Source organism: Micromonospora sp. NPDC005237 (genome assembly GCF_040607775.1).
GTDB lineage: Bacteria > Actinomycetota > Actinomycetes > Mycobacteriales > Micromonosporaceae > Micromonospora.
This window is the reverse complement of sequence record NZ_JBEXHJ010000006.1, coordinates 429,352-446,025: the sequence shown is the minus strand read 5'-3', so window position 1 is coordinate 446,025 and position 16,674 is coordinate 429,352. Positions and strand designations below refer to the sequence as shown.

21 protein-coding genes are annotated in these 16,674 nt (G+C 74.7%); 8 read left to right on the top strand and 13 right to left on the bottom strand.

Translation table 11 applies throughout. From position 1 onward, the window contains the following. Nucleotides 1-18 precede the first annotated feature (18 nt). The 5 genes from ABZT87_RS19360 to ABZT87_RS19340 all read left to right on the top strand — a co-directional run bounded on the left by ABZT87_RS19360 (nt 19) and on the right by ABZT87_RS19340 (nt 5,231). On the top strand, nt 19-399 hold the full coding sequence (locus tag ABZT87_RS19360) for a hypothetical protein (protein WP_234582026.1): 381 nt from the start codon (nt 19-21) through the stop codon (nt 397-399). A gap of 152 nt (nt 400-551) precedes the next feature. Beyond that, the gene (locus ABZT87_RS19355; protein ID WP_007076395.1) at nt 552-812 is read left to right on the top strand and encodes a hypothetical protein; all 261 of its coding nucleotides are present in this window, start codon (nt 552-554) and stop codon (nt 810-812) included. 6 nt (nt 813-818) lie between these two features. Further along, complete coding sequence (locus ABZT87_RS19350) at nt 819-1,904, top strand: hypothetical protein (RefSeq protein WP_355137059.1); 1,086 nt, start codon at nt 819-821, stop codon at nt 1,902-1,904. Continuing rightward, entirely contained in the window at nt 1,897-4,572 is a 2,676-nt protein-coding gene (locus tag ABZT87_RS19345) for an FtsK/SpoIIIE domain-containing protein (protein WP_355137057.1), read from the top strand. Before ABZT87_RS19350 ends, ABZT87_RS19345 begins: the two co-directional genes overlap by 8 nt. Then, nucleotides 4,569-5,231, top strand: coding sequence for a hypothetical protein (locus ABZT87_RS19340; RefSeq protein WP_354860340.1), 663 nt, complete (start codon nt 4,569-4,571; stop codon nt 5,229-5,231). Before ABZT87_RS19345 ends, ABZT87_RS19340 begins: the two co-directional genes overlap by 4 nt. Before the next feature lie 159 nt (nt 5,232-5,390). Here the strand turns inward: ABZT87_RS19340 and ABZT87_RS19335 are convergent, their stop codons facing one another. Next, nucleotides 5,391-6,665: a cupin domain-containing protein gene (locus tag ABZT87_RS19335; RefSeq protein WP_355137055.1), complete on the bottom strand. Its 1,275-nt coding sequence runs from the start codon at nt 6,663-6,665 to the stop codon at nt 5,391-5,393. 9 nt (nt 6,666-6,674) lie between these two features. Next, complete coding sequence (locus tag ABZT87_RS19330) at nt 6,675-6,980, bottom strand: hypothetical protein (protein WP_355137053.1); 306 nt, start codon at nt 6,978-6,980, stop codon at nt 6,675-6,677. 157 nt (nt 6,981-7,137) lie between these two features. On the opposite strand from ABZT87_RS19330, the gene ABZT87_RS19325 reads away from it, so the two are divergent. Beyond that, on the top strand, nt 7,138-7,917 hold the full coding sequence (locus ABZT87_RS19325) for a DUF72 domain-containing protein (protein ID WP_354860337.1): 780 nt from the start codon (nt 7,138-7,140) through the stop codon (nt 7,915-7,917). A 43-nt stretch (nt 7,918-7,960) separates the two neighbouring features. Here ABZT87_RS19325 and ABZT87_RS19320 read toward each other — a convergent pair whose 3' ends face one another. The 9 genes from ABZT87_RS19320 to ABZT87_RS19280 all read right to left on the bottom strand — a co-directional run bounded on the left by ABZT87_RS19320 (nt 7,961) and on the right by ABZT87_RS19280 (nt 13,807). Then, nucleotides 7,961-8,389 (bottom strand): DUF2267 domain-containing protein, encoded by a 429-nt coding sequence (locus tag ABZT87_RS19320; protein ID WP_354860335.1) that lies wholly within the window; start codon nt 8,387-8,389, stop codon nt 7,961-7,963. A gap of 290 nt (nt 8,390-8,679) precedes the next feature. After that, the gene (locus ABZT87_RS19315) at nt 8,680-9,552 is read right to left on the bottom strand and encodes a DUF72 domain-containing protein (RefSeq protein ID WP_354860334.1); all 873 of its coding nucleotides are present in this window, start codon (nt 9,550-9,552) and stop codon (nt 8,680-8,682) included. A gap of 48 nt (nt 9,553-9,600) precedes the next feature. Continuing rightward, nucleotides 9,601-9,999: a TraR/DksA C4-type zinc finger protein gene (locus ABZT87_RS19310; RefSeq protein WP_007459738.1), complete on the bottom strand. Its 399-nt coding sequence runs from the start codon at nt 9,997-9,999 to the stop codon at nt 9,601-9,603. A gap of 155 nt (nt 10,000-10,154) precedes the next feature. Then, on the bottom strand, nt 10,155-10,799 hold the full coding sequence (locus tag ABZT87_RS19305; RefSeq protein ID WP_354860332.1) for a uridine kinase: 645 nt from the start codon (nt 10,797-10,799) through the stop codon (nt 10,155-10,157). A gap of 44 nt (nt 10,800-10,843) precedes the next feature. Continuing rightward, on the bottom strand, nt 10,844-11,446 hold the full coding sequence (locus ABZT87_RS19300) for a winged helix-turn-helix domain-containing protein (RefSeq protein ID WP_354860331.1): 603 nt from the start codon (nt 11,444-11,446) through the stop codon (nt 10,844-10,846). A gap of 259 nt (nt 11,447-11,705) precedes the next feature. Further along, nucleotides 11,706-12,275, bottom strand: a complete 570-nt coding sequence (locus tag ABZT87_RS19295; RefSeq protein ID WP_355137051.1) for a winged helix-turn-helix domain-containing protein — start codon at nt 12,273-12,275, stop codon at nt 11,706-11,708. A gap of 51 nt (nt 12,276-12,326) precedes the next feature. Further along, entirely contained in the window at nt 12,327-12,815 is a 489-nt protein-coding gene (locus ABZT87_RS19290) for a rhodanese-like domain-containing protein (RefSeq protein WP_355137049.1), read from the bottom strand. 44 nt (nt 12,816-12,859) lie between these two features. Further along, entirely contained in the window at nt 12,860-13,315 is a 456-nt protein-coding gene (locus ABZT87_RS19285) for a cysteine dioxygenase family protein (protein ID WP_354860325.1), read from the bottom strand. Nucleotides 13,316-13,429: 114 nt separating this feature from the next. Further along, nucleotides 13,430-13,807, bottom strand: coding sequence for a signal peptidase I (locus ABZT87_RS19280; protein ID WP_354860324.1), 378 nt, complete (start codon nt 13,805-13,807; stop codon nt 13,430-13,432). A 64-nt stretch (nt 13,808-13,871) separates the two neighbouring features. Between ABZT87_RS19280 and ABZT87_RS19275 the strand changes: the two genes are divergently transcribed. Both ABZT87_RS19275 and ABZT87_RS19270 read left to right on the top strand, forming a co-directional pair. Next, nucleotides 13,872-14,264, top strand: a complete 393-nt coding sequence (locus ABZT87_RS19275; protein ID WP_355137047.1) for an ankyrin repeat domain-containing protein — start codon at nt 13,872-13,874, stop codon at nt 14,262-14,264. Nucleotides 14,265-14,296: 32 nt separating this feature from the next. Then, nucleotides 14,297-15,247, top strand: a complete 951-nt coding sequence (locus ABZT87_RS19270; RefSeq protein WP_355137045.1) for a DUF3500 domain-containing protein — start codon at nt 14,297-14,299, stop codon at nt 15,245-15,247. A gap of 39 nt (nt 15,248-15,286) precedes the next feature. On the opposite strand, the gene ABZT87_RS19265 is transcribed toward ABZT87_RS19270, so the two are convergent. Both ABZT87_RS19265 and ABZT87_RS19260 read right to left on the bottom strand, forming a co-directional pair. Beyond that, a complete protein-coding gene (locus ABZT87_RS19265) occupies nt 15,287-16,057 on the bottom strand; it encodes a class I SAM-dependent methyltransferase (RefSeq protein ID WP_355137043.1) in 771 nt (256 codons plus the stop codon). 66 nt (nt 16,058-16,123) lie between these two features. Beyond that, nucleotides 16,124-16,615 (bottom strand): DUF2231 domain-containing protein, encoded by a 492-nt coding sequence (locus ABZT87_RS19260; RefSeq protein ID WP_354862118.1) that lies wholly within the window; start codon nt 16,613-16,615, stop codon nt 16,124-16,126. Nucleotides 16,616-16,674 lie beyond the last annotated feature (59 nt).

Below are 16,674 nucleotides of genomic sequence, written 5' to 3'. Positions count from 1 at the left end.
AGGTGGCAGGCTGACGCCATGACTGAGAACCCGCTGCTGATAGTGGACGGCGCCAACGTGGTGGGCTCGCGCCCGAACGGATGGTGGCGGGACCGGGCCGGGGCCGCCGCCCGGCTGCGGGACTCCCTGGCCCCGGTGGCCGCCACGGGCCTGCCCGCCCGTCTGACCGCCCCGGTCGAGGTGGTCCTCGTGGTCGAGGGCGCTGCCCGGGACGTGCCCGGCACCGACGACGTCCGCGTGGTCTCCGCCCCCGGCTCCGGCGACGACACGGTGGTCGAGCTGGTGCAGGCGGCGCCGCAGCGCCGTCGGCTGGTCGTCACCGCCGACCGGGAGTTGCGCGAGCGGGTCACCGCCCTCGGCGCCGAGGTGTACGGCCCGCGCTGGCTCCGCGATAATTGAGAAGTTCTCATACTGGGACTCCCACAGAACGGACTCCCGGCACTTCAGGTGGGTTAACGGTCAGTCGGGCAGGAACACCGCCAGGGCGGATGTTCTCCCATGGACGCCAGTAAGCTCTAATGGAGATCTCCCCGCCCCCAGGAGGTTCCGCCGTGGCGAGCGTCGCCGAGCTGAAGGCTGCCATCGATGTCGCTCTCCAACAGATCGGCGACGGGCAGACAGCCGTCCAGGCGGCCGGTGAGAAGCTCGCCGAGGCGCAGCAGACCCTGGCCGGCGCGCTGGAGGGCAGCGGGCACGAGACGGTCGAGGCGGCCCAGGCGTCGCTGACCCAGGCCAGCCAGGAGCTGGAGGAGTGTCTCGCCGCGACACTGGTCGCGGTCGAGCAGGCGCAGCTCTACGTCTCCACCCTGTAGGCCACCGTGTCCATCATCGAGGACATCGGCGGCCAGGTCCGCGCGGCCAGCGAGGAGTTCCCGGTCGGCCTGCTCGGGCAGGCCCTGGAGAAGTTCGGCCTGGCCGCGGAACGGCTGCGCTGGGTACGACAGGAGTCGGCCAACCCGATGGGGGTGCCCGAGCTGTCCGCCGCGACCGAGCACGCCGAGAGCGCCAACTACGCGCTGCGGGTGGCGCAGGAGCAGCTGTCGGCGTATCTGGCCGCGATCGGGCTGGCCGCCGACGGCGCCCCGCCGCCCCGCCCGCAGCAGCGCGACCCGCGCCACGACGCGGCCCCGCCGCACGGGCCGACCACCGTGGCGCCCGAGCAGGCCGAGCAGGTTCGGATGCGTCGCTGGTGGTCGGTGCGGGTGGCCGAGTTGACCGGCGGGCGCGACGGCGACGCCGACGAGCCCGACGAGCGGCTGCGCGACTCGCAGGAGCTGCTGCGCCGGGTCGTCGGCGGGGTGCGCGCCGGTGACCGGGACCGGCTGCGCACCGAGCTGCGGCGGGCGCCCGCCGACGTGGGGCTCGGCATGGCCGCGCTCGCGCCACCGCTGCTGCGGGAGCTGGCCGGTGAGCTGCTGGGGCATCCGCCCCGCGCCGCCGACCTCGGCCGGCTGCGCGGCGAGCTGGACGGGCGGGTCCGGGACCTGCTGCCCGGGTTGCCGCCGCCGGTGCTGGAGACGTTGCTGACCCGGGTGTGCCGGATGCCGCCACCCCGCGCGTCGGGAGAGCCGCCCCACGCCGCCGACTCCGCGGTCACCGCCGGCGTGGCAACCGCGCTGCTGCTCGCTCGCCTCGGCCGGGACCTGCCCGTCGGCACCGGCACGCCGCAGGCCACCGGTGACCAGCGCCCCGGCGACGCGGGTCCGCGCCCCGCTGAGCAACGCTCCGCGAAGGCGAATCCACGGTCCCCCGAGCCACCCTCCGGCGGCGTCGGTCCACGTCCTGGCGCGGTTAGCGGTAGGCAGGCGTCCGGCGGCGTCGTGCCGCAGCGGGGCGCCGGGCTGCCGCCGCGGACCGGCAGTCCGTGGCGGGACGCGCCGGCCCGCCGGGGTTCCGATGGCTGACCGGCGTGGCCAGCTCGCCACCCGCATCCGGGACACCCTCTCCGAGGCGCTGGGTGCCACGCGTACCCGGTTGTCGGCCGCCCAGGCCGAGCTGACGGCGGGCCGCGAACGGCTGACCCGGGTCCGGCGGGCGGCCGCCGCCGTACCGCAGCGGGTGGGCGCCCAACGGGACCGTCGCCTCGCCGAGATCGACGCCCGGCACGCCACCGGGATCGCCGAGCTGGCCCGCCACGCCGCCGACGCCGCCCGCCGGGAGGCGCCCGGCTGCGCCGGCGCCGACTGGCCGGGCTGGACGCCCACGCCCACCCGCCGGGCCGAGCCGCCCGGTGCGCTGCGGGTCGGCACGGTCCGGATCGACGACGTCGACCCGGTGCCCGCGCTGGTGCCGCTCCTCGACGCCGGGCACGTGCACCTGTCCGGGGACGACCGCGCCGGCTGCGACGCGGTCGTGTCCGCGCTGCTGTTGCGGGCCGTCGGCCGCGCCGACCCGGGCGGGGTACGACTGGTCGGGTACGACCCGGAGCACCTCGGCGGCGGCCTGGCCGGGTTCGCGCCCCTGGGCACCGCGGGGCTGCTCACCTTCGTCGGCCCGGGCGGGTTGGGCCCGCTGCTGGACGACCTGGTCGAGCAGATCCGCCGCATCAACGAGACGGTGCTGGCCGGCGAACACGGCTCACTGCGGGAGCTGGCCGCGGCGACCGGCCGCCGCCCCGAGCCCTGGCGGGTGGCGGTGCTGCTCGGCGGCGACGAGCTGAGCCGGCACGAACGCGGCCAGCTCGAACGAGTGGTCCGCGCCGGCGCCGCCTGCGGGGTGCACCTGGTGGTCCGGGGCGTCCCCCTGCCGGACGACCCGACGGTGACCCGGGTGGTGACCGAGGCGTCCGGCGCGCGGATCGGCGGCCCGTCCGGCCTGTCGGTCCGGCTGGACCCGCCGCCACCGGCGACGCTGGTCACCGAGACCTGCCGGGAGATCGCGGCCCAGGTCAACGCGGGCCCGCCGCCGACCCCGTTCGCCGACCTGCTGCCCCCACCGGAGCAGATGTGGCGGGAGGACTCGGCCAGCGGCCTGACCGCCCCGATCGGCGAGGGGCCGCAGGGCCGACCGGTGCGCCTGACCCTGGGCGACTATCCACCGCACGCGCTGATCGGCGGACCGTCCGGAACCGGCAAGACCAACCTGATCTTCGCGTGGATCGGCGCCCTCGCCGCCCGCTACTCCCCCGCCGAGCTGGAGTTCTATCTGCTGGACTTCAAGGAGGGGGTGTCCTTCGCCCGGTTCGCGCAGGGCCGGCGTGACCCGAGCTGGCTGCCGCACATGCGTCTGGTCGGCATCAACGTCAACACCGACCGGGAGTTCGGGTTGGCGCTGCTGCGGTTCCTCACCGAGGAGCTGCGTCGCCGCGCCGACGCCGCCAAGAAGCACGAGGTGACCAAGCTGGCCGAGCTGCGCGCGGTCGACCCGACCGGGCACTGGCCCCGGATCGTCGCCGTGGTCGACGAGTTCCAGATGCTGCTGGCCGGCCGGGACGTGGTCGCGCGGGAGGCCGCCGACCTGCTGGAGGACCTGGCCCGCCGCGGCCGGTCGCAGGGCATCCACCTGGTGCTCGCCTCGCAGGACGTGCGGGGCATCGAGGCGCTGTGGGGCCGTCCGGCGCTGGTCGCCCAGTTCACGTTGCGGATCGCGCTGCCGAAGGCGTTGCGGATCCTGGCCGAGCGCAACGACGCGGCACAGTCGCTGCCCCGCTGGCACGCGGTGGTCAACGCCGAGTCCGGCATGGTGGAGGGCAACGAGGTCGCGCGGATCCCGTCGGCAAGCGACTGGGAGACGTGGAGCGGCCTGCAACACCGGCTGTGGCGGATGCGCCCGCCGGACGCCGCGCCGGCCCGACTCTTCGACGGTGACGCGATCCCCCGGCTGGACGAGGCCCCGGACTTCCGGGCGCTCGCCGCGCCGCCGGACGGCCGCGCGCCGCGCAACCCGGTGGCCCTGCTCGGCGAGATCATCGACGTGCAGTCCCGCTCGGCGGCGCTACGGCTGCCGCGCGCACCCGGGCGCAACCTGGCGGTGCTGGGCACACGGGTGGACGAGGCGTGCGCGGTGCTCGACTCGGCGGCCCGGTCGCTGGCCCGCCAACACCCGCCGGGCACCGCCCGGTTCTCCATCGCCTGCCTCGACCCGGACGCCGATCCGATCGCCCGCGCGCTCTACGACGACCTCGCCGACGACGCCTCCTGGTACGACGAGGAGACCGTCGGCGAGTTGATGACCGAGACGGCCGACGGGCTGTCCGGCCCCGGCAGCCCGCACTATCTGCTGCTGTTCGCGGTCGACGCGGCGGCCGGCGCCCTCGCCGCGCGCACGGGTCGGCGCACCGGCCTGGAGCAGCTGCGCCGCATCCTGCACGACGGACCGGAGCGGCGCACCCACGTGCTGGCCTGGTGGCGGGGCGTGGCGCGGATGCGGGCGGACCTGGGCGGCCCGGCCGCCCGCACCGACCAGATCGGCGCCTGGGTGGCGCTTGACGCGCACGGCGGCGAGTTGGGCGCCTCGCTCTATCCGGGCACCGGCGGCCCGGACTGGTATCCCCGGCCGTGGCGCGGGCTCTTCTTCGACCGGGCGGTGCACCGCACCGGCCAGGTGCTCATCCCCTATGGACCGTCGCGATGAACCAACCGGTGACCAGTGACACGTACACGGCGCAGCTGCGGCGACTGGCCGAGCTGAGCGCCCGGGTACGCGAGCAGCGCGCCGAGGCGCACACGTGGTACGAGCGGCAGTGCGCGGCGGCCGAGCGGGCCGTCGCCGACGCCGCCGACCAGGTGCGCCGCGCCGAGGAGGAGTTGGTGGCGGCCCGCGAGGAGCAGGAACGCGTCGACGCCGAGGTGGCGCACCTGTGGCAGCAGGTGCGGGCCCGCCTCGGCGCCCGCCGTCTCGGTGCGCCGCCCGCGCCAACCAACGGCAGTGCGGCCGGCGAGCCGGTGCTGCTGCTCGGCCGGGCCCGGGACCTGCTCGACCGGGCCGGGCAGCCCGGTGAGCTGCCGAGCTCGGTCAACCCGCTGCTGGCGCTCTGCGGGGTGGCCGGCGCGGTCGTGGCGTACGCGCTGGGCTCCGGCGCGCGGGCGCTCGGCGTCGGGTACGGCGGGGACCTGGCGGTCGGGATGCCGGTGCTGGCGCTGGTGGTGACCCTGCTCGGGCCGTTGATCGGTCTCGTGCCGGCGCGGGTGCTGGCCGACCGCCGGCACGCGCTGCTCGGCCCGCGCCCGATCACCGTGGTGCTCGGCGCCGGCTTGGTGGCCACCGCGCTGCTGCTGGTGCTCGGCCGCTGAGCTGAGCCGACGACTGGGGCCCGCTGGCGGCGGTCACTGTCGGTCACGTCCGTCGAGGCGAATGCGGTGGTGAGCGGTATACCTCAGAGTCATATTTATGCCTCTGAGGTATACCGCTCGTCAGCCACATCGGCCCGGCAGGCCGGGGGTGGGACTCAGTCAGGCCGGGATCAGGACGGCCTCGCGCAGTAGGCGGCGGGCCAGGGTGACCCGGTCGGCGTCGTCGGGCAGACCGGGCAGGTCACCGACGCGGGTGACCGTCCCGCCCAGCAGGGCGCGGGCCGCCGGCTCGCAGTCCGCCGGCAGGGTGATGGTGCGGTCGAACAGGCGCAGCGCCACCTGGTCCGACCCGTGCGGCACGAGCTGCCAGCGCAGGCCCGGACGCAGGGTGAGCCGGGAGTCGGCGTCCAGCGTGGCCACGGCGCCGGCCTGGGCGAGCGGCCGGATCGGCGCCGGTCGGGCGGCCGGCCAGGCGCGGTGGCGCAGTCGCGCCGCGACGGCGGCCGGGTCGGCGCGCAGCAGCCAGTCCCGCAGCGCCTCCACCGTCTCGGTCAGCTCCGGCTCGATGGCGTCGGGATCGGCCACGTCGGTGCCGAACGGCAGGCTGGCACGCAGCCGCTGGTCCTCGGCGGCCAGCGCGAGCAACTCTTCGACCAGGGCATAGCGCGTCAGCGCGCGGATGCCCACGGTCAGGTGCAGGGAGCTGGCGTCCTGGGCCTGCGCGCTGTGCAGCCAGCCGCGGGGCAGGTAGAGGGCGTCGCCGGGGGCGAGCACCACGTCCAGCGCGGCGGGGCCCTGCGCGGTGGCGGAAACCTCGTCGGCGCGGCCGCCCCACGGCTGCTTCTCCAGCGGGTCGGGCAGCACCGGCGGGTGGATCCGCCAGTGCTTGCGGCCGTCGACCTGGAGCACGAAGACGTCGTGGGTGTCGTAGTGGGTGGCGAAGCCCTGGCTGCCCGCGGGGGTGAGGTAGGCGTTGATCTGCAGCGGCTGGTTCAGCGCGAGGCCCAGGTCGCGGGCGAAGTCGACCAGGGGCGGCCAGATCCGGTGCAGGCCCTGCAGGACCAGGGTGGCGCCGGCGGCGTACTGCTCCAGGACCCGCTCGTCGAGGACCTGGTCGCCGATTTCCGCGCCGGCGCCGCCGCCGCCGGTCCACCGCGCCGCCGGCACGAGCTGGCCGTCCTTGGCGACCCGCAGGAACGGGGTACGCAGACCGCGCCGGCTGAGCAGCTCGTCGGCGTCGGCGGGGCTGAACAGGTCGGTGAAGCCGGCCGGGTCGGGCAGCTCGGCGGCGCGGGACAGCAGCGGGGTGTGCCCCCAGTGCGCGGCGGCGAACTTGGCCGGCTCGACCGAGACACAGCGGGCCAGCGCGGCGGTGGCGCCCGCGGACGGAACCGCCGGGCGGCCGTGGCCGCCCGGCGGGTCGAGGTGCGTCATGACGGTCCGTTACCGGGCGCTGCCGTCAGCGCCGCCGTCCTGGTGACCCGGGGTCGCACCGCCGTCGGCCGGACCCTCCGCGCCACCGTCAGCGCCACCGTCCTGGTGACCCGACGTCGCGCCGCCGTCGGCCGGACCCTCCGCGCCACCGTCGGCGCCGCCGTCCTGGTGACCCGGGGTCGCACCGCCATCGGCCGGACCCTCCGCGCCACCATCGGCGCCGCCGTCCTGGTGACCCGGGGTCGCTCCACCGTCGGCCGGGCCTTCCATGCCTCCGCCGCCCGTGGTCTGCATGTCATCGTCGTTGAGTGCCATCGGTACTCCCTCGGGTGTGCCGCCCCGCCGTACGCCGGGGTCCGTCGTGCTGCGGGTGGTACCCCACGCGCGATCTTCTCTAACCCACACCGTAGACGCCGAACCGGGGCGACACGGGCGGTTCGCGGGCGGTGGCGGTCGGTGTCAGGATGGGGAGGTGATCCTGGTCGGCACCTCCGGTTGGCAGTACCGGGACTGGCGGGGCCGCTTCTACCCGCAGCGGCTGCCGCAGCGACTCTGGTTGGAGCACTTCGCCGCGGGCTTCGCCACCGTCGAGGTCAACAACGCCTTCTACCGGCTGCCGGAGCGGGAGACGTTCGCGGCGTGGCGGGCGCGGACACCGGCGGACTTCTGCGTGGCGGTGAAGATGAGCCGCTATCTCACCCACATCAGACGTCTGCGGGACCCGGCCGAGCCGGTGGCCCGGTTCCTCGGCCGGGCCACGGCCCTCGGTGACCGGCTCGGGCCGGTGCTGCTGCAACTGCCACCGAACCTGCGGGCGGACGTCGAGGCGCTCGACGCGACGCTGCGGCTGTTCCCGGCGCAGGTGCGGGTGGCGGTCGAGCCGCGGCACCCGTCATGGTGGACCGACGCCACCCGTGCCGTCCTGGAACGGCGGCGGGCCGCGCTGGTCTGGGCGGATCGCCTCGGTCGTCCGGTGGCGCCCCGCTGGCGTACCACCGACTTCGGCTACCTGCGGCTGCACGAGGGGCGGGCCCGACCGTGGCCGCACTACGGTCGTACCGCGCTCGGCTCGTGGGTTCGCCGGCTCACCGACGCGTTCGGCGCGGACGAGCCGGCGTACGTCTATTTCAACAACGACCCCGGCGGCGCGGCCGTCACCGACGCCGTCGCCTTCGCGGCGCTGGCCCGCGCGGCCGGTCATCCGGTGTCGCGGGTGCCCTCCGCTGCCGAGGCCGACGCGGCCGAGCGCTGAGCCCGCCCGACGGCGTCGTCGGGCGGGCTCACGCGTCACGGCGTCACGGCATGAACGTGGCGAGATTCTTCGGCATGGTGTCCTTCACGTCCTGCCACTCGCCCTGGGTGACGTGCCGACGCAGGGTGTCCAGCACCACCTGCGTCACCCGCTCCGCGCCGCCCTCGACGTCGTACGGGAAGCCCTGCCGGACCTCGTAGAGGAAGTCGTCGCGGTTGAGCTTGATCGGCACGTCCGACGGGTTCCAGCCGTCGAAGTAGATCCCCCGGACCAGCACCGGCAACTGCTGGGCGAACTCGACGCTCTCGTTGACCGGCAACCGGTCGCGCAGCAGGTGCAGCACGGTACGCAGCGCCGCGTACGACTGGTTGCGCTGCTCCTTCGGCCACCCGTAGGCGTTCTCGATGTCCTTGAGGATCAGGTTCGTCTTGTCCAGCGAACTCTCGAAGGCGGAGATCATCGCTTCAGCCATCGGTCGACCCCCGTTCCGTCGTGTCCCACCGTCGGTCGTCAGCGCGTCGCGGCGGCCCCACCGGGCCGCGGCGGGCCCGTACCGGGGTGCCCTGTGGCGCGCGCCGGGTGTTGTCGGCAGTGCCGACCACGTGCAGGACGGCGCCCCGCCGTCGATCCGTCACCACTCGAACCGTCATCCCCCGTCACCTCCGTGTCCTCTCCGGCGTCGGCCACCTCCGTGCGGCCGTACCCACCGTGTCCACCGTGCCGGTCGGGCGGGTGAGCCGGCCCCACCCGGATCGGGTGAGGTCAGCCGACGTCGAGGAGATTCGCGAGGGTTTTCGCGTTGGTCTGGGCGAAGTCCCGGTAACAATTGTTCATGAGGACGTGGGTCTGCCCGGCGGAGTCGGCCAGCTCGCGCAGCTTCGGCGCCCAGTCGGCCAGTTCCCGCTTCGAGTAGTGGTAGCCGAACTTCTCGTGGATGTCCTTGCTGGTCCACTTGTCACTGTGGCCGTGAAAGCGCATCACCGCGAGGTCGCCGGTGGCGGCCAGCACCGGCGGCACCGACGAGCGGTGGCCCTGCGGCATGTCCACACAGACGTACGGCAGTCGGTGCTCGCTGAGGAAGGCGAGGGTCTCGTCGGCGTTGTCGCCGTCGAACCAGGACGCGTGGCGGAACTCGTAGGCCGGTCGCAGCGGCGCACAGCGCTTCGCCACCTCCAGCAGGTACTGCTTGTTGGCCCGCTTGATCGTGAACCAGGGCGGGAACTGGAACAGCAGCGCCCCGAGCTTGCCCGCCTCGACCAGCGGGTCCAGCGCGGACAGAAAACGCGTCCACACCTCCTCGTACGCCTGCGCGGGCAGGTCGTCGGGGTAGACGTTCTTCTTGTCCGTCTCCGGCCGCAGGTCCTTGTAGAGCGCGCCGACCCGGGTGGGATGCCCGGTGAGCAGGCTGAAGGCCTTGATGTTGAACGTGAAGCCCGCCGGGGTGCGCTCGGCCCACAGCCGTGCGGTCGCCTCGGCGGGCGGTGAGTAATAGGTCGCGTCCACCTCGACCAGCGGAAACTGCCGGGCGTAGTACGCCAGGCGCTTCTCCGGCGTGTCCGCGGTCTGGGGATACCAGCCCGAGTCGAGCAGTGTGCGGTCGGTCCAGGACGCGGTGCCCACCAGGATGTCACCCATGGGGGAAGTCCATCGTGTCGTGGACCGACCGGCAACCGCTGCCGTCGCTCAGGCCGCCCGCCGCTCGCGGGTCTGCTTGCAGGTCACGCAGGTGGTCGCGGCCGGGAAGATCTCCAGGCGCTCCACCGGGATCGCCGCCGAGCAGCCCTCGCACCAGCCGTACGTGCCCTCGGCGAGGCGGCCCAGGGCGTGCTCGTACTGGGTGCGCCGGTCGAGGATGGTCCGCAGCAGGGACTGCGCGGTGTCGCGCTCGGCCGTCTTGGTGCCGCTGTCGGCCTGGTCGTCGCCGGCGGTGTCACCGACCTCCACCAGACGCAGCACCTGACTCTGCAGCACGGCCTGCTCGTACTCGGCGGTCAGCTCGTCGTAACGCGCCTGCAGGGAGTGCCGGATCTGGTCGATCTCCGTCTGGGATCGGCCCGTACCGACCGTGTCGTGGACGAGCATCGCTGCCTGCCTTTCCTGGGCCTGGTGGCTCAAGGTGAACCGGGTGCCGGCGGCGTGGGCCCCGGTCAACGGTCGCATCCGGTACGCGGGCGGTCACCCGCGCTCTGTGAGCCGGGCGAGTACCCGGCGGACGTGACACGCAAACCGACGATTTCTCAGCTGCCGCCGGCCTGCACGAGCGCGGGGTGACGGGGGTCGTCGGCGCGTACCACCACGTCGGCGAAGCTGGCGGGGACCACCTCCTCGGCGTAGCGGTCGAAGGCCGGCAGGGTCCACTCGTCGGCCGGACCGGTGCGGCGGCGCAGCGCCGCCGGGGACAGCTGAAGGTGGACGGTCACGTCGAAGGGCAGCGCCCCACCGAGCAGGAGCGCGCCGCTGACCAGGACCACGCCGCCGGGTGGCAGGTCGACGTACCGGGCGCGGCTGGCCCGGTCGGCGACGGCGTCCCACAGCGACGGCAGCACCCGCCCGTCGCCGCCGGGGCCGGCCGGGTCGAGCACCTCGCGGCGCAGGCCGGCCTCGTCGTTCCAGCCCTCGTAGTAGGCGTCCGGGTTGGTGCGGCCGAGTTCGAAGCGCAGCGAGGCGGGTCGGAGAAAGTCGGCGGCGCGTACGTGCAGGACCGGGCGGCCCCGGGCGCGCAGCGGGTCGACCAGCGCGGCGGCCAGCTCGTCCGGGCCGGCGGCGGGGGCGCCGTCGATCGCCACGCGCAGCCGGGCGGGCTCGACGGTGCGGGAGGCGTCGTCGAGCCGGCCGGTCAGTTCGGCGACGAGCAGGTCGGGCGAGATGGGACGGATGCGCACCGAACCATCCTGCCCCGCGTGCCGAACGGGCGGTCGTCGGACGGTCAGCCGGTGCGGTCGACGGTGACGCGGGCGTCGTCGGCCAGCCGGTAGCCGACGCCGTAGACGGTGGTGACCAGGGGAACGTCCACGCCGACCTTGCCGCGCAGCCGGCGCACGTGCACGTCAACGGTGCGGACGCCGGCGTGCTCATAGCCCCAGACGGCGTTGAGCAGTTGCAGCCGGGTGAACACCCGGCGGGGGTGGGCGACCAGATGCAGCAGGAGGTCGAACTCCAGCCGGGTCAGCGGCAGCGGCTCGTCGTCGCGCAGCACCGACCGGGACGCCGCGAGGATGTGCAGGGCGGGGATCGTCGGGGTGAGGGCTCGGGCGGGCGCCCGGTTCGCCGGCACCCCGTCGGCGCGACGCTCGGCCGGAACGGAGGTGATCACGCCCTCGCCCCGCTCCAGCATCTCGCGCGCGGCTTCGAGCAGCCGCCGGGCCGGCGGGGTCAGCGACTCCTCACAGGCCAGCGGGATGGACAGCGTCACGGTGAGCATGGGCGCGGCGGTGTTCGCCGGGCGGCGTTGACCGCCGGGAGGTCGACCGGGCACCGCGGGTTGGGACGTATGCCATCCGGCGCGCGACGAGGCGGGGCTGACCGACATGGTCCTCCTTGGGCTGGTCCGGGTATCTCCCCACGGCCCGGGACGCCGCTTCATCGATGCTTCCGGGCGCCCGGGCGAGGGTCAAGAGGCGGCTGCGTTGCATGAATGTGACAATTGACGAACACATCGGAGCCGGATGCTCGCTCTGCGTACGAAGCCTGATGATTACAGCAGAGCCGCCAGGATGCCCCGATACGGGGGTCCCCGTCCTGTTCACCATGCCACCGCCGTCGCCTGCGGACCGCCGCACGAGCGCTGCTCAGCGGGTGTGGTCGACGCTGATCCGCGCCTCGTCGCCCAGCCGGTAACCCACCCCGTAGACGGTCGTGACCACCTCCGCCCCGGCCAGCTTGGCGCGCAGCCGCCGGACGTGCACGTCCACGGTGCGGGCCACGGCGTGTTCGTAGCCCCAGACGTTCGACAGCAGCTGGAGGCGGGTGAAGACCCGGCGCGGACGCTCGGCGAGGAAGAGCAGCAGGTCGTACTCGATGCGGGTCAGCGCGACCACCCGGTCGCCCAGGCGGACCACCCGCGAGCCGGCCAGGATGCGCACGTCGGCCCCGTCGGTGTCGGCGGCGGGCACCTCGGCGGTGGCGGGGCGCGACAGCGGTCGCGGCGTCGACGGCACGTCCTCAGCGGGGCGCAGCCGACCCTCCCCGGCCTCGGCCAGCTCGCCGAGCAGCTGCACCAGCCGGGCCAACCGAGGGCTCATCGGCCCGGGGGCCAGGTCGAGGGTGATGGTCAGGGTCGGGCCGGTACGCGGGCGGACGGCGGCCCGGCCCGGGTGACCCGGCGAGTAGGGACGGGTGGGGATCGCGACGACGGACATCGTGCCTCCTGAGATGGCGGTACGCCCGCCACGCCCGGTGCGGCGTGGGGGTCAGCGGCGCGCCCAGCCGGCGGTGACCGGGGGCGCGAGGGGGGATGCGCGGTGCAGCGGGGTGGGGCCGAGCGCCGGCAGGCCGGCGATGCGCCAGGCGGCGAAACCGCCGTCGACGTCGGTGGCCCGGTGCAGGCCGATGTCCTGCAACGCGGCGGCGGCCAGCGACGAGGTGTAGCCCTCCTGGCAGATGACGACCACCGGCACGTCGTAGTCGACCGCCTCGGGCAGCCGGGCCGGGCACCGCGGGTCGAAGCGCCACTCCAGCACGTTGCGCTCGACCGTGAGCGAGCCGGGCACGACGCCGTGCGCGGCGCGCTGGGCGGCCGGCCGGATGTCGACAAGCAACGCGCCGGCCCGGCACGCCAGGTGCGCCCGCTCCGGGTCCAGTCGGTCGAGGCGGGCTCGCGCGGCGGCCAGGATCTCGTCGATGCCCCGGGAGCCCGGCGGTGGCACGGGTGCCGGACAGTGCTCGGCGGTGACCTGCATTATCGATTCCTTCCGGTGACGAGAGGGCGGTGCGAACGAGAGGCTCACCAGGACCGGCCAGCCTCGGCGACCTCGGCGACCCGCAGGCGCCCGTCGAGGAGGTCGTAGCGGGTCATCCGGCGCAGCGCCGGCCGGTAGACGTGCACGCTGACCGCCGGCACCGGGCCGCGGTTGGTGACCTGGTGGACGTGGCGGGGGCCGAAGCGGCGGGCAGCGCCGGCGGGCAGCAGACGGGGGCGCAGCGCCGCACCGCTGACCGTCTCCTCGGTGAGGGCGCCGGCGACCACCCGGAACGCGCCGGCGGAGCCGCCATGGTCGTGCAGGTCGGTGCCCTGGCCGGGCAGCCAGCTCAGGGCCCACACCTCGTGGTCGTCGGCGGTGGCGAGCCGGGCGTACCAGCGCTCGGTGGGGTCGAAGCGCAGCGCGACCGGCCAGCCGGCCGGGTCGGCCCACCGGGCGGCGACGGCGAGCAGGTCGGGGGCCGGGCGATCGTGGGTCATCGGTGGTTCCTCAGCGGGTCGTTCGGCGGGGTGCCTCCGTACTCTAGCCGGCAAAGCCTATAGGTTTAGTAGGTAATTCCACATGCCGGGAGGCGAGCAGGCGACCGCTCGGGCTCAGCGCAGAACCGGGGGGCCCACCCGGTAGCCGGGCAGCGACGGCCAGCGCACGGTCAGCACCACCGAGGCGCGCTCCGCGTACCAGGAATGATCCACGCCCCGCGCCCACACCACGTAGTCGCCGGGTGCGGCCAACCGGACCGTCCGGTCCGGCAGCTCCACCCGGAAGCACCCGTCGACCAGCACCAACAGGGTGGTCCGACGCTCGCCGGTCGCCCACCGCGCGCGGGCCTCCCCGGGCGGGTGCACGCCCCACTTCACCTCGACATCGGTGCTGTGCCGGATCTCGTCCGGCGGCGCGAAGTGCCCGAGCAGCCAGCCACCGTTGCCGACGCCGTCGACGCCCGCGTTGCCCACGTAGACCGTCTCACCCATCGGACCCCTCCCCCACCGCGCCGGCCGAGCAACCTATCAGGACCTCGGCGACTACCCTGGACCGGTGACCGATGACCTTGACGCCGAGACCCTGGCGTTCGCGCACCGGATGTTCGACCTGGCCCGCGCGGGCTCCACCGAGGAGCTGGCCGCCCAGGTCGACGCCGGTCTGCCGGTCAACCTGACCAACGACAAGGGCGACACGCTGCTGATCCTGGCCGCCTACCACGCCCACCCGGACACGGTGGCCGCTCTGCTGGACCGCGGCGCGGACCACACCCGTACCAACGACCGAGGTCAGACCGCACTCGCCGCCGCGGTCTTCCGCAGCAGCGCCGACGCCGTCCGCGCGCTGCTCGCCGCCGGGGCCGATCCGGCGCACGGCAACCCGTCGGCGGCCGAGACCGCGCAGTTCTTCGACCTGCCGGAGATGGCCGCGCTGCTGCGGGCCGGCTGACGCGGCACCCGACGGGCCGGTATACAGGGTCGGTGGAAGATCCCCTGCCCGAACAGATGCGTGCCGCCGGCACCGCGCTGCTGGCCGCGCTCGACCCCGCGACCCGCATCGGCGCCGTGTACCCGTTCGACGACGAGTCGGCCCGGCGCTGGCTGGAGTACCGGCCCCGCCCCCGCCCCGGCGTCTGCCTGGCCGAGCTGGACGTCGCCGGGCGCAAGGCCGCGCACCGGCTGCTGGCCACCGCGCTCAGCCCGTCGGCGTACGCGCAGGCCATGGCGATCATCGCGCTGGAGGAGGTCCTCGACCGGGCCGAGGGCTGGCACCGCGGGCGGCACAGCGGCGACTACTGGATCGCGGTGTTCGGTGACCCGGCCCGCGACGACCGCTGGGCGTGGCGGCTCGAAGGGCACCACCTGTCGGTGACCATGACCGTGGTCGACGACCAGGTCTCCCCCGCGCCGATCTTCTTCGGCGCCAACCCGGCGGCGGTGCGCTACGCCGGGCACACCGTCTCCCGACCGCTCGCTGTCGAGGAGGACCTGGCCCGCGCCCTGCTCGATGCGCTGGGTCCGGCCGGGCGGGCCGCCGCGATCATCGCCGACGAGGCGCCGACGGACATCATCAGCGCCACCCGCGGGCGGGTCGACGGGCCCCTCGAACCGCTCGGCGTGCCGGCCGACCGGCTCGGCCCGACCGGCCGCGCGCTGCTCGACCAGGTCGTCGCGCTCTACCTGGACCGGCTGCCTCCCGAACTGGCCGTGCAGGAGGCGGCCCGCGTCGAGGGCGGCCAGCTGCACTTCGCCTGGGCCGGCCCGACGAGGCCCGGCCAGCGGCACTACTACCGGGTGCAGGGCGACGACCTGCTGATCGAGTACGACAACACAAGCGACGACGGCAACCACGCGCACACCGTGCTCCGCCGCCCCGCCAGCGACTTCGGCGCCGACATCCTGGCAACCCACCACCAGGCCCACCCCCACTGACCCGTACCCCGGGGCGCGACGCCCCGGCAACCATCATGATCAGCGCGTCGAGGTGGGGCGGGCGGCCTCGATGAGGAAACGTCGGGCGTGGGCGACGAAGGCGCCCTCGGCCGTGATGCGGCGGTGCAGGGCGAGCAGTTCGCGGCGGTAGCGGTCCACCGTGAAGCCCGGCACCGTCCAGACCACCTTGCGCAGGAACCAGACGACCGCGCCGATGTCGTGGAAGGTCGCGCGCAGCGTGGCCCGGCGCAGGTCGACCACCCGCAGCCCGGCGGCCTCGGCCGCGGCGACCGCGGCCGCGGGGTGCCGCCCGTCCGGCGGAGGCAGCGGGCCCAGGATCGCCTCGCTCAGCTCACGCATGGTGCCCGGACCGATCTGCTGGGACAGGAACGTGCCGCCGGGGCGCAGCACCCGGGCCGTCTGGGCCCAGTCGGTGTGCACCGGATGCCGGCTGACCACCAGGTCGAAGGACCCGTCCCGAAACGGCAGCGCCGAGTCGGGGGCGACCGCCACCACCGTCGCTCCGAGCGGGCGCAGGGTCCGCCGGGCGACCTCGACGTTCGGCGGCCACGCCTCGGTCGCCACCAACACCTTCGGCGGGTACGGAATCTCGGCCAGCACCTCGCCGCCACCGGTGTCCACGTCGAGCGCGGCGTCGGCGCGCGCCATCCGTTCGGCGACCAATCCGGCGTACCCCCAGGGTGGACGTTCCTCGGTGGCCCGACCGGACAGCCAGTCGAAGCCCCAGCCGTCGACCGGCGCGGCGGCCGCCTCCGCGATCAACTCCTCGGCATCACGTTCGGCGCTCATGGCGGTCAGCCTCGCCGTCCGGCCAGACAGCGGGCAACCGATTTGCCGGCGCGTGCGCCGGGTCGGTCACGGGCGGGGGCGGGCGACCTCGACGGTGCCACCGGCGAGGGTGTCCAGGCCGCCGGTCTCGGCCCGGCCCGCGTCGAACTGGCGCATGAGCCGGGCGCCCAGGTGCACACCCATCCCACCGGCGGTCAGCGCGACCAGCTCGGTGGCCAGGATCGCGACCGTCGCGCCCCGGTCCGGCGAGTGGGCGCGCACCAGGCAGGTGACCAGGAACAGGCCCGCCATGGCCGCGTTCACCAGGTTGAAGGCGATGGCGGTGCGGCGGGTGCCGTCGACCGGCACGTCCCACAGGTCGACCATGCCCGCGACCGCCGTCATCGCGGCGGCGAACAGGGCTGCGACACCGGTCCAGTAGCCGACCTCACCGAGGAAGGCCGGCCCGCCGAGGACGTCGGTGAGGTCGAAGACGGCGGCGCTGACGAAGAGCCCCAGCGGGAACGTCACAAGCATCGGTTGGATGGGATGCCCCTGCACCCGCAGCCGGCTCTGCATCGTTCCTCCCCAGGGTCGGCGCAGCTCACCAATACCAGAGTGCTACCCGACCCCTCGTC

Excerpts from the sequence above, each read along its gene's own strand:
- ABZT87_RS19360 (WP_234582026.1), top strand. The coding sequence starts at position 19 with ATGACTGAGAACCCGCTGCTGATAGTGGACGGCGCCAACGTGGTGGGC.
- ABZT87_RS19345 (WP_355137057.1), top strand. The coding sequence starts at position 1,897 with ATGGCTGACCGGCGTGGCCAGCTCGCCACCCGCATCCGGGACACCCTC.
- ABZT87_RS19340 (WP_354860340.1), top strand. The coding sequence starts at position 4,569 with ATGAACCAACCGGTGACCAGTGACACGTACACGGCGCAGCTGCGGCGA.
- ABZT87_RS19335 (WP_355137055.1), bottom strand. The coding sequence starts at position 6,665 with ATGACGCACCTCGACCCGCCGGGCGGCCACGGCCGCCCGGCGGTTCCG.
- ABZT87_RS19330 (WP_355137053.1), bottom strand. The coding sequence starts at position 6,980 with ATGGCACTCAACGACGATGACATGCAGACCACGGGCGGCGGAGGCATG.
- ABZT87_RS19320 (WP_354860335.1), bottom strand. The coding sequence starts at position 8,389 with ATGGCTGAAGCGATGATCTCCGCCTTCGAGAGTTCGCTGGACAAGACG.
- ABZT87_RS19315 (WP_354860334.1), bottom strand. The coding sequence starts at position 9,552 with ATGGGTGACATCCTGGTGGGCACCGCGTCCTGGACCGACCGCACACTG.
- ABZT87_RS19310 (WP_007459738.1), bottom strand. The coding sequence starts at position 9,999 with ATGCTCGTCCACGACACGGTCGGTACGGGCCGATCCCAGACGGAGATC.
- ABZT87_RS19300 (WP_354860331.1), bottom strand. The coding sequence starts at position 11,446 with ATGTCGGTCAGCCCCGCCTCGTCGCGCGCCGGATGGCATACGTCCCAA.
- ABZT87_RS19295 (WP_355137051.1), bottom strand. The coding sequence starts at position 12,275 with ATGTCCGTCGTCGCGATCCCCACCCGTCCCTACTCGCCGGGTCACCCG.
- ABZT87_RS19290 (WP_355137049.1), bottom strand. The coding sequence starts at position 12,815 with ATGCAGGTCACCGCCGAGCACTGTCCGGCACCCGTGCCACCGCCGGGC.
- ABZT87_RS19285 (WP_354860325.1), bottom strand. The coding sequence starts at position 13,315 with ATGACCCACGATCGCCCGGCCCCCGACCTGCTCGCCGTCGCCGCCCGG.
- ABZT87_RS19280 (WP_354860324.1), bottom strand. The coding sequence starts at position 13,807 with ATGGGTGAGACGGTCTACGTGGGCAACGCGGGCGTCGACGGCGTCGGC.
- ABZT87_RS19265 (WP_355137043.1), bottom strand. The coding sequence starts at position 16,057 with ATGAGCGCCGAACGTGATGCCGAGGAGTTGATCGCGGAGGCGGCCGCC.
- ABZT87_RS19260 (WP_354862118.1), bottom strand. The coding sequence starts at position 16,615 with ATGCAGAGCCGGCTGCGGGTGCAGGGGCATCCCATCCAACCGATGCTT.